This is a genomic window from Flavobacteriaceae bacterium, from assembly GCA_003443635.1.
Classification (GTDB): domain Bacteria; phylum Bacteroidota; class Bacteroidia; order Flavobacteriales; family Flavobacteriaceae; genus AU392.
The window spans coordinates 2,474,016-2,489,387 of sequence record CP031964.1 but is presented as its reverse complement, the minus strand read 5'-3'; the positions used below and the strand labels follow the sequence as shown (position 1 = coordinate 2,489,387).

The following is a 15,372-nucleotide window of genomic DNA, read 5'->3' as shown; positions in this document are numbered from 1 at the left end:
GGGTTAGCACTTAACTTTACAAGTACACACCAAGTTGGAAATTCCTCAGGAATTTCCAAAGTAGACGAGGACAAGCAATTACTTATAGCCATTGTTGTAAACCGTTTTTTATTTCGTTATTGTTGCAAATTTATCAATATTATTCTCGATTAAATCAGCAACTTGTTTGTACAGTTTTTTCTTAAATTCTTTGTCGTAATAATATTCCTCAATCTTTTCGGTCGATTTTAATTCTTTATATCCATCTTCGAACGAATCCCATCTTTTTTTCCAATCTTTGGATTCATCATTAAAAACTGCTTTTAGTTCGCTAATTTTTGACGATTTTCCAGTTAATTCTTTCAATACGTTTTCATAGTCAGTTTCCAATTCCGTCATTTTTAATTCGTCCCAAGTTTCCGCAACTGCAACAATAAATTCAGGTCGGTTGAAAATAAATTGATAAACTCCGCCATTATCAGTATCTCCATTAAATGATAAAAAAGCCCAAAATATTTTTTGTTCACGAGTTAATTTGTTCCATAATTCGTTGTAGTCTTCAATTCCACTTTTTGCAACTGTTTCGTCAAAGAATTTATACATATATTCCCACATTCTGTTGTCGTATTCATCAAATTCATTCCAATCATATTTAGTCTTTGTTGAATCAAGCCACGTTTGAGGAATTTCCATTGAAATAAGTAATTCACTTTGGTTTCCGTCATTTAATGAATAGAAAGTAGTTGGTTTTGTGTTTTCAGATGTAGATTCTGTCGCATTTTGTTTCTTTTTATTTAGGTAAACAAACAAAAGTCCGATTGCTATAATTATTCCGATTATTATTTTCATTGGCGTTTTTCTCAAATGGCTTACAACGTGTACGTGTATGGTTAGTTATGTTGGCTAGGTCAAGATAGTAAAAGGGAACGAACCATTAGAGAAATCCGTAGAATTTTCCGAGTACAAGCTGTGCCAATAATTAGCTATACACGTTGTTGTAAAACGTTTTATAAAGTTTTCAATTCATAAAATCATTTATTTTATCGTTTTTTTGAAAGCCTTTCTATCTCTTCTTTCGCGTACTCATAGCTTGGATCTATTTTAAGTGCTTTTTTATGCCATTCTATAGCCATATTAATACTACCCATTTCTTTATAGGCATCAGCAGCACTGGAAACCCACCCAGCATAATCAGGTTCTACTTCTACAAGATATAAAAATACATCTAAGGCTTCTTTTGGGTGATTTCTATCAATCAACCAATAACCTAAATTATCTAAATAATTTGCTCTGAAATAATAGTCTTGAGGATTTTTTTGTTCTTCCGTTCGATATATCTCTTTCACTTTTTCTATTCCATGAGTCAAAATATGGTCTTTTAGTTTATAGTGTATAGGTCCCTTTAAATGAATACTGTCATTAAAAATTGAATTTTTTAGAATTCTAGCGCAATTATTCAAAGTCCAAAATTCGTCAGCATTCACCATCATTACTACTGCCAATTTTTTTTCTGGCATGAAACCAAAAAATGAATTATACCCAGTATCTTGTCCACTATGATAGTATATTGGAGAATCATTTAACTTTCCTGAAAACCAACTTAAATGAACTTTACTTTTTCCATCATACGTGTAAATACTTGTCAACAAATCATAGGATTTTTTGCTAAAAATTTGTTTACCATTAATTGCTCCTTTGTTAAGATATACTTGAGCCCAAAGTAACATGTCTTCAACATTAGAGTGGAGTGTTGAACTCCCAGCATGTCTTCTGTTGTAAGGGTAAATTTCACTAACAACCATTTGAAGACTGTCACCCAAGATATGAGGTTGTGTAGCCAAGTCTTTAGGAACTTCAGGTTTGAAGAAGGTACTGTTTTTCATACCAATTGGTTCAAAGATGTTCTTTTTCATATAATCTTCAAAAGTCATGCCTGAGACCTTGGCGATCACATCACATAGTATATCAAATGCGGGGTTGCTGTAGTTGAATTTTTCACCCGGCGTAAAATCGAGTTTAAAATTCTTTTGGCTCCTAGCATAGCGTTCTATGGCGCCATCATCGTATTGTGGCTTATCCCATTCATAATCATCAATGTTAGGGATTCCAGAAGTATGTGTAAGCATGTGCTTAATTGTAATGTCTTTATAGCGGTTATCTGTCATTGTATAATAAGGGAGATAATGAGTAAGCTTTTCATTCAAATCAATTTTTCCTTGTTCTATTAATTGAACAATTGCAGTTGCAACAAAAGGTTTTGAAACTGATGCCATATGAAATAATGACCGTGAAGTTAGTGGTGCTTTAGTATCTAAACTTTTAACACCATGTGCATCAGAATATATAATTGTGTCATTTTTAATGAGACCAAATGCGATTCCTGGAGCATCAAAATGTCCTTTCTGCTTGAGTAATGCATTCTTAATTTCAAGAGCTTCAGGCGAGAGTGTTTGTTTTTCTTCTTGTTTACAACTAACCAATAAACATAAGATCGTTGAGAAATACAATAATTTTTTCATTTTTTGAATTTAATATTTGTTACAAATAGACTGGTTGGTCAAAGTGTGAGAATGGTTATTTTGATTGATTTTTTTCAAGCTTATTAATAATGTAATGAACACCTTGTATCCAATTGTCTTCAACAAGAGTTACCGCAGATGTAATGTCATTAGAAGCTAAAAGGCTAATGATCTTTTCATGCATCGTTATAGATGTCATTTTTTGACCTTCATTCCAAAAGGCATAATCATACAAGCTAATTCTTACTCTTAAGTTTTCAATTATTTTAATAGCCGATTCGTTTGTATAAGTTTCAATAAGCTTTTGATGAAATTGCCTATCATAATCCAACATTTCTATGGCACTTTTGGCCTTTACAAATGCTGAATTGATCATTCTCAGTTCTTTTATTTGTTGATCATTGTAAAGTGATTTTTTTACAGCATTGCCTTCTAGAACAGCCATCAAGTCATAAATCTCTTTAGCTTCTTTTATAGACAGTTCAATAACAAAAAAACCTCTGTTGGCGATGTAAGTAATAATTCCAGTTTCAGATAGTTGGGTTAAGGCTTCACGAATTGGTGTTACACTTAACTCTAGTTCTTTAGCTATTGTAGGAAGTGAAATGCGTTCACCTGGTTTTATACTACCTGTGAGGATATGCTCTAAGAGGATTTTTTTGACCTCATCTTTAAAAATTATTTTCTTCATCATAATCACAAATATAATATATCGTATACGATTTTACAAAATATTTGAATTAAAAATTGCTTAATAGTTAAATGATTTACGAATTATAAATAGCAATATGCTAATTCAGAAAAATGTTTTACCACGTGTTGGTGTATGATTTGTACGGCTAAGAATTCGCAGGATTTTCAGATGTAGCAAATCGTTTGTTTAAAGTTAGCAATTTTAATTAGAGTAGAAAGCAGTATTAATTATACACGTTGTTGTGTGTAGTTTATTATTTTTTAAAGGACTATTTAATCGAAATCAAAAATTTTGGTTCTATTATTTATTTGTTTTTAATTTTCTAATACTGTCACTTTTTATTTTGTAAGCTTTTTTAATGCTATCGAACTCCTTAGAATTAAGATACCCCCTATGCTTTTTAAGTCTTTTTTGTTGGCTAATTTCTTGAGCTGTAATTACTGTTCTCGTTACGACAAAAAATAGAAAAGCCATTCCTGCAAAAACGATTATCAGATATCCAATGTTAAACGCACAACTTTGTCGTTTTTCCACAATCCTATGTGATTTTGCTTTTTCATATGAATCATAATTCACTACTCCTCCTGAAGTTCGATTTTCAAACCTGTATTTTTCTACCTTTTCGTTTTCCCTATATGCCTTGTATACCATTCTTAATACCTAACCAAGTTATAATTCCAAAAACTATTGTTAGTCCGTATATGATATAGTGGAAATCGGTCATATTATAAATTCTAAGTTCTTAAATTCAAGTCGGCTTCTAATGTTTGCCAGCGTGTTCGTGTATGGCTTTGTTGCGTCTGCACTAAGTTAGCAAATAAACAGAAACCGATTATTCAGCGGAGAGGAATTTCGGAGCAATGAATTATACACGTTGTTGTAACACGTATTTTATTCCTTTTAATTTTCAGAAGAAACATCATAAAATAACTTTAGTTGAATAGAGCATAACCTAAATCAAAATTGAAAAAATTGATAATCAAGCTTAATTTAAGTAGTAATTTGTTTTATTTTAAATAATTTTGATTATTAACGTACCAAATTTGTACCGTCTATATTTAAAACTTTATAAAACTTATTATGTTAATTTCTGTATCGGAAAGTAACTAGCGGAAAATACATTCTTAATTTATCTATTTCAACGTCAAAAAACACACACTTGTAACATTTATACTTTTTCCTATATGTTATAGAATACATTAGTGATATTAATTAAAAAACATTAAAATGAAAAAAATGTATAAATTATCACTATTCTTAATTTTACTATTATTGACTTTTACTAGTTATTGTCAAGATAACCTGAAATTGATATCTCCTGAAAATATAGAAATCGATTCTGACCTTATCAAATCTTGTAGAGTAGATTTAGTAGATAATTATGGAGGAAATGGATATACTAGTATAGATCACGGAATCTATGATGGCAAACATGTACTTATAATTCAAAGTTGGTATTTACAAGCGACTAATTATTTAGACTACACTGTTGTTGATGCTAATACTTTTGAAGTACTCTACAGAACTGCACCAATACAAGGGCATATACCTGATGTGCAAAATGAAGAAGGTGATACAGCAATTCAACAATATAAGAATGGAAAACATATTTTAACGCATTATATAAAAGGAAAAGCAAATTCCAAAGAAGTTAATGGCCCTAAAGCTTTTAACATTGCTATAGTACCTCATCTATTTGCTTCAATGGATTTAAAAAAAGGGGTTAACTTCAAACTGAGAACTCTAAGCTTATATGATGGAAATGTAGCAGAACCTGAATTTGAAGTGTCAGGCACAAAAAAAGTAAAAGATGAAAACGGAAAAACTCATACTGTTTGGGTTGTAGATAATGTTCATCAAAGAGCTCCTAAAGGGCATCCAAAAGAAGGAGTCATAGTAGCTAAAACCAGTTATCTAATCAGCAAAGAAGCTCCTTATTATTTAGGCATGGAAATGTACCAAATAAAATCTAAAGACGACTTTACATTGCAAAAAGGATACACTCAAAAAGCAAGAAGTTTTAATATAGTTGACAAAGCTCCTAGTGGTAAAGATATTGTTGCCTTTTTAAAAAGTAATCAATAGTATAGTTGTGTGAATATGTTTGAGGTAAAAGGTAATCTGATTTTTTAGGTTACCTTTTTTATTATAATTATAATACTACTCTAAAGTTTAAATAAAAGATTCAATATAGATTTATACTTCTCTTTATTATATCATATTTAGCTGAGAATTATTCTGTTATAACCTTACTAAATTTAATTTCTTAGTATAAACAATTATAATTAATTGAATTATTAGAAGTTTTACTATTCACAATGGCTTTTCTGAAATCAATTCTGATTTAAAAAATAAAACTTTCGATTCTAAATTTTTGAAATGCTATATAAAAAACAGTAAATCAAATATAATGCTGAATGAGTGATTCATTTTTTAAAAATGAAATTCTTCCTAAAAAAGGAATGTTATATAGATCAGTATTTTTGCGCACAAATCGAATTTGAAATTAATACTGCTGTAATTAAGATTTAATATAATCTATATTTTAAAGAATGTGTATTTTTTTTAACCATTTGATTTTATCTTGAAGATAACCAGGGCTAATTTTAAATTCTGGTGTCATTAAAGAATGAGAAGCTCGAGGATAAAACTTAGTCTGAATTAAATCTTTATTAGTAATTCTTGGGTAAAAATTCATTAAGCTTTTAGTTGCATTTACACGCTGATCGTTTTCACCATATTGTAAAAAAACTGGGCAAGTTATCTGATTTGCTTCGTTAACAACCCTTTCATTTAACAAATCTTCTTTAGTTGGGGAACTGGGTATTACAGTAGAAGGAGGAGGAAGGAATAATCGATTATTCTTTTTAGAATAATTACTTATCTGGCCTATAATATCTTCATCTATTTTTCCATCGATGATGCCTTGATAATAAATTGACCAAATTCCTTGAATATCCATATTTTCTATTTCAGAGATTCCTAAGAGCCTATGATGTTGATCCATAGCATAAAACTGCCCTTCTTTCATTGTCATTAATGGTGCAGCTATAGCATTTACAAAAGATATTTGATCTTTTAAATCTATAGCCATTAATAAAGATAATCTACCTCCTTCACTAGGGCCATGAACTCCAACTTTATTAGAATTAACTTGAGGATGTTTTTTTAAATAATTGAATAATTGTATGTATTGTATATTTTTTTCTTCAAATGATTGAAGTTGAAAATTACCTGGCCCCTTAGATTTACCATTGCCAGATTTATCAAAGACTAAACTCGCCATACCATTAGCAGCAAACAACATGGCTTCAAATTCATAATTGTCAATTCCTGTAGCTCCTCCTCCAGGTAAAACTAAACAAGCAGGGACTTTTTTATCACTTATAGGCATATATAATTTGGCATAAAGTGTGTCTTTTTTTATAGGAATCCATTTTTCTTGTACTTTGTAGCCTAAGGTTCGTTTTAAAATCTTTTTTAAACCTTTTCTATTTGTAACTTCTATAGTATTGTATGTATTCTTACTAAAATCTTTGAACGTGGATTTTTCACCAGAAATACTCCAAAATCTATTTTCACCAATTGGTTTTAAAGACATGGTTTCTTCAGAATATGGTGATATTATATGAAGGAAATCAAAACGATCATAAATAATTAAATTTAATCCGTCTTCATCCTGATATACACCATTATAATGGTTTAATATATTTTTACTAATACCTTCTAATTGTTCTGTTAAAGTGATATTTTGAATTCCTGAAGTAGTATATAATTTACCTCTGATCTTATTATCCTTTAGTTCTGTAGTAAATTTCCAATCTTCAATACCTCTATCAACTTCCCATCTTGTATTAATAACATCTATCGGATTGCCTGAAACTGGAAATTTTTTGTCGCCATCGACATAGGGCACAGAAAATTCACATACGCCATCTTTACAAGATAATTTCACGTATTCAAACCGATTTAAAAATTGTATTTCACCTACATATGTTTGAGCATTTAGAAAGGTGAAAGTGCCTATACATAGAGAGAATAGTATATTTTTTTTGTTCATTTTACAACTTAATTAATTAAGTTGTAAAATAACTATTCTGAATAGCAAACTATACATCTTTGTTATCAAATACTGATAAATGGGGTGTAATCTTCAAAATTTGAAAAAACAACTTACTATAATTAACATTAATTTATATTAATCTGCTCTAGCATTTTTTTAGCATTCTTACCTGTATCACCATCAGGATCTAGTTTAATAGCTTTTTTGTAATATTGAATTGCTTTACCTATATCCTGATGTCTCGATTTTAACGCTAATGTTTCTGCTAAGCTATCCCATACATTAGCAGAATTAGGAAATAGTTCAGTGTTAAAAGAAAAAACAGATAAAGCCTGCTCAATTTGTTTATTAGTTATGAAATTATATCCTATTGTATTTAAACGCGCTTCAATTATAGAGTGTTGATATTTGTATCTAGGGTCTTGTATTATTTTTTTTGTTTCATCTTTAGCCTTACCTAATTCACTAGATTTAAAAATTTGTGTAAGATGATTTACAAGGTTTAAGATAAAATCACTTTCTGAAAAGTTTAAAACTGCATCTAATATGGGGTCCTTATTAGTGTGATAATCTTCATAACTCATCTCAACAGCTAAATCAGGAGCAGTCCAGTCTGCATCTTCCCATAAAGGACCACTTTGCCACCAGGCAAAAGATAATGACACTGGTATTTTACTATTTGGCAAGACCACTCTACGAGTATCCCCGTAGAAATTTTTATTTTCACTAGTAGGCTCTCCAACAAAAATAGCATTAGTGTATTTATCAAGTTCGTTAACAAGATTTTGAGCCGCAGAATATGTACGCCTTCCTGTAATGACAAATAAATTTCCTACTTGATTAATCTTTTGAGAACGAATAATCCCTGTAATGATAGGTATATTTTTATAGCTATTACCTCCTCCGTTAAGTCGCACATCTAAAACAAAACAATCTACATTATTTTTTTCTACAAAGTCAAAAACACGTTTAAAAAATGTGGCAATATCTTCTTGACGGTCATCACGAGTTCTTTGAAATTTCACATATAATGTACTGTCTTTTTCTAGGTATTCAAAATAATAGCCTTTATCGGGATTTTTTAAATATAAAGGAAGTTCACCTTCAGAATTTGCATTTACCCATTTGTTGTTTGGCTGTGCTTTTCGAGCTTCTATGGCTTTAAAATTTTGTTTATATGTCTTCCCATTCTGCTCTAGGGTAAATGAAATTGAGTTTTTTAATTCTTTCATAACTTTTTGTGCATGCAAAACTTCAGGAATACAAAGAAAATTCATTGCACTTTTTTTAAAGAACTGATCATTCTCTGCAGGTATAACAGGGTGTATTGCTTTTAACACATCTGAAATTGGCATACCCTCAACAGCAATTATTTTAGCGCCAATAAACTCTTTATAATCTTTATGTGCAGCTTTTATATGAATGCCATCATTATAATGATATAAGGTAAAAGGGATGCTATGAAATCTTAATCTTCTATAATTTAAAGTAGTATGCCCATATTTAAATGAAGCAACAATTTTACCTAATCCAGCTATAATTTCATGATCTTGTAAAACAGGAATTTCGTTATATAATTGCTCTACTTTTTTATCAAACTCTTCTTCAGTAGTTTTTTTAAAGAGGAAAGAATAATCATTATGAATAGTGGCTTGAAGAAATTTTAGATCTTTCTGCCACCCTGAAGCAGACATTTTACTTTGTGCACTTAATTTTATTGCTATAAAACAAACAATAACCAACAAAGAGAAAAATAATTTGTTTTTTGTGTATGTAACTTTCATGACAGATAATTTTCATTTCTATCAAAGAAAGATGATTTGAGAATAAGAAGTCTAATAAGTATACAAACTACACTACAAATGAGTATAATGCACTAAACCCTTAAATAATTTGATTTAGATTTACAATATGAAAGTTTTCTTTAAAATCTTAATTCTATCAATAAGTCTTTATTGTATTGCTGAAATTATCATTGATTTTAAGTTAGGTCCTCATTATGAAAACTTTGAAACTTCAGGCTTTAGTATAAATAGGTTATTTAAAATAGGTGATAGTTTAAAATGGTCTAAAAAAGAATATGATGATTCAAGATGGGTTAATAGAAAAGTAAATTTTGATACTACGGGAGTTTTTTGGATGCGGCAAAAGATGTATACCAACTCACATAAATTTGTAAGGCAAGCAATAAAAATTGATGCTTTAGCATCATATGAGTTTTTTTGGGACGGTGTATTAATCGGGGAAAATGGCAAAATAGGAGCAAGTAAAAATAATGAGATTGAAGGCCGTATGACTCGCATTTTTATCATCCCAGACTCTTTATCAAACTATGGATATCACACATTAGCTTTAAGAGCTTCTAACTTTCACTTAAATAATAAAATTAGAATTCATGGGATTATAATAGGGCCAGCATCAAAAGTTTATACTACACCAATAATTTTTACAATTTTTATGCATCTATTAGGGGGTGCTTTTTTAATAATTTCTATTTACTATTTATTTCAATTCACTTATGATAAGAGTTTAATTTCTTTCTTATTCGGATTACTTTGCTTTATGTTTTTATTACTTATCATATTTGAATATGTAAAATTCTATTATAGCTATCATTATTCATTTCACTTTAAACGGTTATTTATTATTGAAATCATAACAATATGTATAAGCTTGTTACTTCCTTTATTTTTAGCCTCAAGATTCAAAATCCCTAAACTAAGATTGATTTTATCATTAATGTTGGTTATCATTTGCCTAATAGAAATGAGGGTTTTTCCAGGAAATCATGATTCTAGAATTCGATATTTATTTGCTTTTTCATTAATTATCTCAACAATCATTATTTCATGGGCATGTTTTAAAAAAATAAAAGGAAGTGGAAATGCTTTGGCAAGTATTGTTCCTAGCTTTTTGATTTTTTACTATTATGATGTACTTCTATTTATTTCGTTCTTTGTTTTTATTGTATATAACTTGTTATCCCTATCAGAACATCAAAAAAGAATTAATGAAGAAAAAAATGCAGCTTTAATACAATCGGCCAGACTCGAGTTAGATCTTATCAAAAAAAGTATTCAACCTCATTTTTTAATGAATACATTAACATCTGTTATAGAATGGATAGAACAAGAGCCAAAAAAAAGTGTGCAATTTGTAGAAGCTCTGGCGGAAGAGTTTAGACTACTAGAGCGTGTTTCAAATAAAAAACTGGTAACTCTGAAAGAAGAATTAGAATTATGTGAGCTACATCTTAAAATTATGAATATGAGAAAAGGAATTACATATTCTTTTGATTATTCTAATGTAACCACTGAAGCTAAAATACCGCCTGGAATTATTCATACAATCATTGAAAATGGGGTGAGTCATAGTATTGTAAAAAAACAATTGTCATTTGTATTAAGTGAATCTATTAATAAAGAACGTACCCAATATGAGTTAACAACTATTGGGGAGAAAATAAATGTTCAATATATAGTAGAGGGAACAGGTACAAAATACATAAAAGCCAGACTTAAAGAAACTTATGGTAATAAATGGAAGTTTAATCAGCAACCTAAAGGCAATATCTGGCTGACCGAAATAGAAATATATAATTAGAAAAAAGGATGAACGTATTGATTGTTGAAGATGAAGAAATCATTTCAAAACGAATCGAAAGGTTTGTTAGAGAGATTCTAGGAAGTAAACTAATTTCCTTAACAGTAAAAAATAACTTAGAAGAAGCTATTTATTTTATTGAAAGCACTAAAATAAATTTATTACTACTTGATTTAAATTTAAATAACAAAAGTGGTTTTGAAGTTTTAAATAGGTTTTTAAGTGAAAGCTTTCAAACCATTATTATTTCTGCATATGAGCACAATGCAATTACAGCGTTTGAGTATGGTGTAATAGATTTTATTCCTAAGCCTTTTAATAAAGAGCGATTAGAAAAAGCATTTTACAGATTATTTAAACGTGAAAATTTTGCTGAACCAACACTTAAATATTTAATGATAAAGAAAAGAGGTGTTGTCAACCCTGTTCAATTAAACGATATACTTTTTTTAAAAGGCGCTGGAGTTTATACAGAATTACATCTAAAAAATGGACATAGAGAATTACACTCTAAATCATTAGAGAATATTTCGTTGATTTTACCTGAAACATATGAACGCATACATAAATCTTATATTGTAAGTAAGAATAATGTATTAAAATTAGTTATTCATCCTGGAGGGAAATACGAAATCCTGTTGACGGATAATTCAAGGGTACCTTTGGGAAGATCTAAATATAACTATATCAAACAAAAGTGGTTCTCTGAATTGAACAAATAACTCTATTTTATGCTATTTATTTTTTTAACTAGAGTTTGAGTTGTTGTTTTTCTAGAAGTAGAGGGCCTATTCTTATATTTCTATTTGGTATATCAACAAGTATTTCTAACCATTTTTTAGTAAACAAATCATAAATTACCCATGTTCCAGATTTTGTTTTTTGCATAACTCTATTTAGTTTAATGTCATCATTAGGAATTGTTTCGTATAACTTATCTCTACCATAATCCATCCAGGAAAAGGTCATAGAAGATGTTCCCCTTTCATGAAAAAGTTTTACTATACATTTTACGCCGTCATTATAAAAATTTGGTATAGCTGCTATCATTTTAAAAGAAATTATTTCTCCATTTGTTTTTATGATATCCCTCCATTCTTGAGCAAAAGTAATATCCCAACGATCTGGTCTTTCAATAACTTTTTTATATGCTTCTAAATTCCCCCAAACCAATTCATTTACTAAATGGTTGGTTTTGTCTATTGCATTTTGAGATAGTTGTTTTATAGAATCTGGCACTTGAAAGATTTCATTGGTAACATCCAAACCTTCAAATTCTAAACTATAATCACTATTCTGAGTTTTGGAAATAATAATAGAAGAAGAATGATTCTTATTTTTATAATTTCCTAAAACATCTGGGTTTTTTGTATTTGAAATAGTCTTATTAATATAAGGCAACTTATTTACCTCTTTAGTGAGATAATTTCTTATAGCATAAAATATCGCCCACCTTGAAGAGAGATTTGCGCCAAAAGGCTCATACTTATTGCTTAATATAAATATAGTTACATCTTTCTCTAGATATTTATAAATAACCCCATTAAACCCTTTTTCATAATCTCCACCGTGTTCTATTAGTTTTGTTTTCGCATTTTCATCTTTAAAAACAAACCAGCCATAGCCATAAAATTCAGTGCCTTGTATTTGAGTATGTGGATAAAATAAGCGTTCTGTGAGTTCTTTATTTAATAAGGTAAAATTTTGCAAAGCTGTATTCCATTTATGGAGGTCACTAACTGTGGAAGCAATATTACCGCTTCCAAGAGTTCTCATATTATATTTCCATTGCATGGGTGAACCTACATCAGTAGATCCATTTATCGCATTTGCAGCCGTTAGTCCTTCCCATGAATATTTACCACCAATAATTCTGGTATGTAACATATTTAATGGATTGAATATCTCTTTAGTAAGAAATTCTTCATAAGACACACCAGTCACTTTTTCGATAATAAAAGCCAGTACATTATACCCTATATTAGAATACCTCCATTTTTCTCCAGGTTTCTCTTTCATTTGTGATGATAATATTCTACTCAACATCTCTTTTTTAGAAATATTTTCAAAATCTCTAATGAGATCACCACCCTGTAATCCAGAAGTATGTGTTAGTAATTGATGAATAGTTATATTAGATTTATCATTAGGAACTCCTGAAAAGAATTCGCCCAATGAATCATCAAATTTTAATTTTTCACGTTGAGCTAATAAACAAATAGCTGCAGCTGTAAATTGTTTTGAAACAGAAGCGATTCCAAAAAGAGTTTCATCTGTTATGTTTTGAGAAGAATTCTCTGATAATTGTCCAAAAGCTCTGTTTATAATTACTTTCCCGTTCTGTTCAACTAGAACTTGCCCCGAAAACCCAAATTTGTCTACAGTATCTAAGTAAGTATTAAGTGAATCTAATCTAGCATTTTGAGCATTTAACCCTTTCATTGAAAGAATAATGAATAGCAATAGTATATATTTTAAATTCATCAGTTTGTAGTTTTAATAATGATATCTCCCTTAGCATTTTTAAGAGTGATTAGATTTTTGTTTTTAGAATTAAGATATCCTTTGTAATATTTTGTATTGAAATTTGTTACTGCCCCATTTTCTTTAATATCCCCTTTAGGTCCTTTTGTTTTATTTAATGAAGCGTTTGTTAAATTTTTAAAGCCGCCTATGTCCATTTGAATATCGAAATCAGTGCTTAGATTTTTTTGAAGCTCTAAGTTAATAGGACCATTATATATACTTGCATAAACCAATTCAAATGCGCCTCCATCAACTTTTAAATCAATTCTACCATCTCTTATAACAGATGCACTAATAGGTTTTGTAGTTGTTCCTTGAACACGTCCTTTAAATATCTGAACATCCAACTCATTAGCACTTCCATTAAAATATACTTCGCCATAGTGGTTTATTAATATTTTTATTTTGACCTGTTCAGGAACAGTTATTACTAGTTTTTGAATGTTTCTACTTTGTTCGTTAGATATTTTAAGGATGCTTTTATTTGTTCTGTCTATTTTCAAATTAGCATTATCATCATCAATAAAACTAATAGTTTTCTTTTCATCATATTCATCATAATCTAATATTTGCTGAACAATGTGAACCTTATTACATTTACAACTATCTAATTGTATAATTCCTCGATATAAGGATATTTCAATTTGATCTTCTGTAACATTGGTTATAGTCTTATTTTCTTGAGAGAATGTTAAGTTACTCAATGCTAACAGCAGAATAGTATTTATTATAGTTAATTTGAATTTCATTTTATACAATGTTTAATTTTTCAAATTAGCAAGCGCCAATTGTGCCATAGGAATCGTTTCTTTCTTTAGTAATTTGTTAAAGTCTATTTCTTTAGAATCTATTTGTTTTAAGCAATCTAAAATTTGAAGCTTTACATTAACATTCGTTTCATTTTCATAAAAAGAAACTAATTGTAATGGTTCCAAAATAGCATTAGATTCAATATTAATTTGATTCAATGATCTAAGTTTTTCTATGGTAGTATAAGTATCCCAATTAGCCATTAAGTTATTATCGGTGTCCTTCTTAAATAAAAAACCAATAACAACAAATAATACGATAGAAGCTGCTATTGCTGACATATAGTAAATAGAGGTTTTATAATTTGATTGTTTTTGAACACCTTCAAAAAATGACATTTTATCATCAAGCTTAATGTCTCTATAAGTCTCAAGTTTTTTATAAGGTAATGTATTGTCGTTCTTTATTATTTCTTTTATAACACCCTCTTCTTTATCATTAAGTGATGCTTTAAAGAAATCATTCAATTGTTTTTTAGTGATTTTATTTTCCATCTGATACAATTTTGGCATATAAATCCTTTATTCTTTTTCTGGCCATAGAAAGTGTTGCTCTTACATTTCGAATATCTAAATTTGTGATTTCAACAACCTCGTCATAACTAAGTCCTTCAATATCTTTTAATACAAAAATCTCTTTCTGTCTAATAGTGAGCTTATCAATAAGATTTTTGATAAGAACTACTTCATCCTTAGCAAAAATTTTATCTTCTATAGTATATAAGCTTGAATCATAATCATACTTTTCTAGAGAGAGTACAGGTTTTCTTTTTTTCATTTTATCATATGACAGATTTTTTACCATCTGTAAACTATAGGCCTTAATATTCTTGACATCATTCATTTGCCGTTTTCTCTTCCATAATTTAATAAGTACTTCTTGAACAATATCTTCTGCTTCTTCTTTACTACCAACCATAGCTAATGAAAATCTAAACCATTGATCCATTAGTGGTAAAAAAGTTTTTTTAAAATTTTGTTCAAGCATACCAGTCTTAATATATTAAGTAGACTTTTAATTTATGAAAACATTAAAAAGATTATGAAAATTGACTGTCAAGCTAATAAATATGGCATATTGAGAATCTCGTCAATATCATTTTCAAAAAGTTTGTACCTATCCTTAGCCAATTTATAACAAATAAGTGCAACCATATAATGTTTGTTTGTTCTTTGTTT

The 15,372-nt window shown here is 29.2% G+C and carries 13 protein-coding genes; 3 read left to right on the top strand and 10 right to left on the bottom strand.

The genetic code is table 11. The features are described from left to right. Positions 1 to 108: 108 nt before the first annotated feature. The 4 genes from D1817_11375 to D1817_11360 all read right to left on the bottom strand — a co-directional run bounded on the left by D1817_11375 (position 109) and on the right by D1817_11360 (position 3,843). Entirely contained in the window at positions 109 to 828 is a 720-nt protein-coding gene (locus tag D1817_11375) for a DUF4375 domain-containing protein (GenBank protein ID AXT20463.1), read from the bottom strand. 191 nt (positions 829 to 1,019) lie between these two features. Beyond that, positions 1,020 to 2,498 carry a hypothetical protein gene (locus D1817_11370; GenBank protein ID AXT20462.1) on the bottom strand — a complete coding sequence of 493 codons (1,479 nt, stop codon included), beginning with the start codon at positions 2,496 to 2,498 and terminating at the stop codon, positions 1,020 to 1,022. 55 nt (positions 2,499 to 2,553) lie between these two features. Continuing rightward, a complete protein-coding gene (locus D1817_11365) occupies positions 2,554 to 3,192 on the bottom strand; it encodes a GntR family transcriptional regulator (protein ID AXT20461.1) in 639 nt (212 codons plus the stop codon). A 300-nt stretch (positions 3,193 to 3,492) separates the two neighbouring features. Next, positions 3,493 to 3,843, bottom strand: a complete 351-nt coding sequence (locus tag D1817_11360; protein AXT20460.1) for a hypothetical protein — start codon at positions 3,841 to 3,843, stop codon at positions 3,493 to 3,495. 657 nt (positions 3,844 to 4,500) lie between these two features. On the opposite strand from D1817_11360, the gene D1817_11355 reads away from it, so the two are divergent. Then, positions 4,501 to 5,277 carry a hypothetical protein gene (locus tag D1817_11355; GenBank protein AXT20459.1) on the top strand — a complete coding sequence of 259 codons (777 nt, stop codon included), beginning with the start codon at positions 4,501 to 4,503 and terminating at the stop codon, positions 5,275 to 5,277. A 460-nt stretch (positions 5,278 to 5,737) separates the two neighbouring features. Here the strand turns inward: D1817_11355 and D1817_11350 are convergent, their stop codons facing one another. Together D1817_11350 and D1817_11345 are read right to left on the bottom strand one after the other, a co-directional pair. After that, entirely contained in the window at positions 5,738 to 7,252 is a 1,515-nt protein-coding gene (locus D1817_11350) for an alpha/beta hydrolase (protein ID AXT20458.1), read from the bottom strand. Between the two features lie 128 nt (positions 7,253 to 7,380). Next, positions 7,381 to 9,039: a hypothetical protein gene (locus D1817_11345; GenBank protein ID AXT20457.1), complete on the bottom strand. Its 1,659-nt coding sequence runs from the start codon at positions 9,037 to 9,039 to the stop codon at positions 7,381 to 7,383. A gap of 127 nt (positions 9,040 to 9,166) precedes the next feature. On the opposite strand from D1817_11345, the gene D1817_11340 reads away from it, so the two are divergent. Continuing rightward, on the top strand, positions 9,167 to 10,858 hold the full coding sequence (locus D1817_11340; GenBank protein AXT20456.1) for a hypothetical protein: 1,692 nt from the start codon (positions 9,167 to 9,169) through the stop codon (positions 10,856 to 10,858). Positions 10,859 to 10,866: 8 nt separating this feature from the next. Continuing rightward, positions 10,867 to 11,580, top strand: coding sequence for a DNA-binding response regulator (locus D1817_11335; protein ID AXT20455.1), 714 nt, complete (start codon positions 10,867 to 10,869; stop codon positions 11,578 to 11,580). Positions 11,581 to 11,608: 28 nt separating this feature from the next. Here D1817_11335 and D1817_11330 read toward each other — a convergent pair whose 3' ends face one another. Genes D1817_11330 through D1817_11315 form a run of 4 tightly spaced genes read right to left on the bottom strand, consistent with a single transcriptional unit; the run spans position 11,609 to position 15,181 of the window. After that, positions 11,609 to 13,342: a class A beta-lactamase-related serine hydrolase gene (locus D1817_11330; protein AXT20454.1), complete on the bottom strand. Its 1,734-nt coding sequence runs from the start codon at positions 13,340 to 13,342 to the stop codon at positions 11,609 to 11,611. After that, positions 13,342 to 14,133 carry a hypothetical protein gene (locus D1817_11325; protein ID AXT20453.1) on the bottom strand — a complete coding sequence of 264 codons (792 nt, stop codon included), beginning with the start codon at positions 14,131 to 14,133 and terminating at the stop codon, positions 13,342 to 13,344. Before D1817_11325 ends, D1817_11330 begins: the two co-directional genes overlap by 1 nt. Before the next feature lie 12 nt (positions 14,134 to 14,145). Continuing rightward, the gene (locus tag D1817_11320) at positions 14,146 to 14,688 is read right to left on the bottom strand and encodes a hypothetical protein (GenBank protein ID AXT20452.1); all 543 of its coding nucleotides are present in this window, start codon (positions 14,686 to 14,688) and stop codon (positions 14,146 to 14,148) included. After that, the gene (locus tag D1817_11315; protein AXT20451.1) at positions 14,678 to 15,181 is read right to left on the bottom strand and encodes an RNA polymerase sigma factor; all 504 of its coding nucleotides are present in this window, start codon (positions 15,179 to 15,181) and stop codon (positions 14,678 to 14,680) included. The genes D1817_11320 and D1817_11315 overlap by 11 nt, the downstream gene beginning before the upstream one ends. Positions 15,182 to 15,372: the final 191 nt, after the last annotated feature.

Bases quoted from the DNA above. Each gene is read 5' to 3' on its own strand.
- D1817_11370 (AXT20462.1), bottom strand. From the start codon at position 2,498: ATGAAAAAATTATTGTATTTCTCAACGATCTTATGTTTATTGGTTAGT.
- D1817_11350 (AXT20458.1), bottom strand. From the start codon at position 7,252: ATGAACAAAAAAAATATACTATTCTCTCTATGTATAGGCACTTTCACC.
- D1817_11345 (AXT20457.1), bottom strand. From the start codon at position 9,039: ATGAAAGTTACATACACAAAAAACAAATTATTTTTCTCTTTGTTGGTT.
- D1817_11365 (AXT20461.1), bottom strand. From the start codon at position 3,192: ATGATGAAGAAAATAATTTTTAAAGATGAGGTCAAAAAAATCCTCTTA.
- D1817_11320 (AXT20452.1), bottom strand. From the start codon at position 14,688: ATGGAAAATAAAATCACTAAAAAACAATTGAATGATTTCTTTAAAGCA.
- D1817_11360 (AXT20460.1), bottom strand. From the start codon at position 3,843: ATGGTATACAAGGCATATAGGGAAAACGAAAAGGTAGAAAAATACAGG.
- D1817_11335 (AXT20455.1), top strand. From the start codon at position 10,867: ATGAACGTATTGATTGTTGAAGATGAAGAAATCATTTCAAAACGAATC.
- D1817_11315 (AXT20451.1), bottom strand. From the start codon at position 15,181: ATGCTTGAACAAAATTTTAAAAAAACTTTTTTACCACTAATGGATCAA.
- D1817_11375 (AXT20463.1), bottom strand. From the start codon at position 828: ATGAAAATAATAATCGGAATAATTATAGCAATCGGACTTTTGTTTGTT.
- D1817_11325 (AXT20453.1), bottom strand. From the start codon at position 14,133: ATGAAATTCAAATTAACTATAATAAATACTATTCTGCTGTTAGCATTG.
- D1817_11340 (AXT20456.1), top strand. From the start codon at position 9,167: ATGAAAGTTTTCTTTAAAATCTTAATTCTATCAATAAGTCTTTATTGT.
- D1817_11330 (AXT20454.1), bottom strand. From the start codon at position 13,342: ATGAATTTAAAATATATACTATTGCTATTCATTATTCTTTCAATGAAA.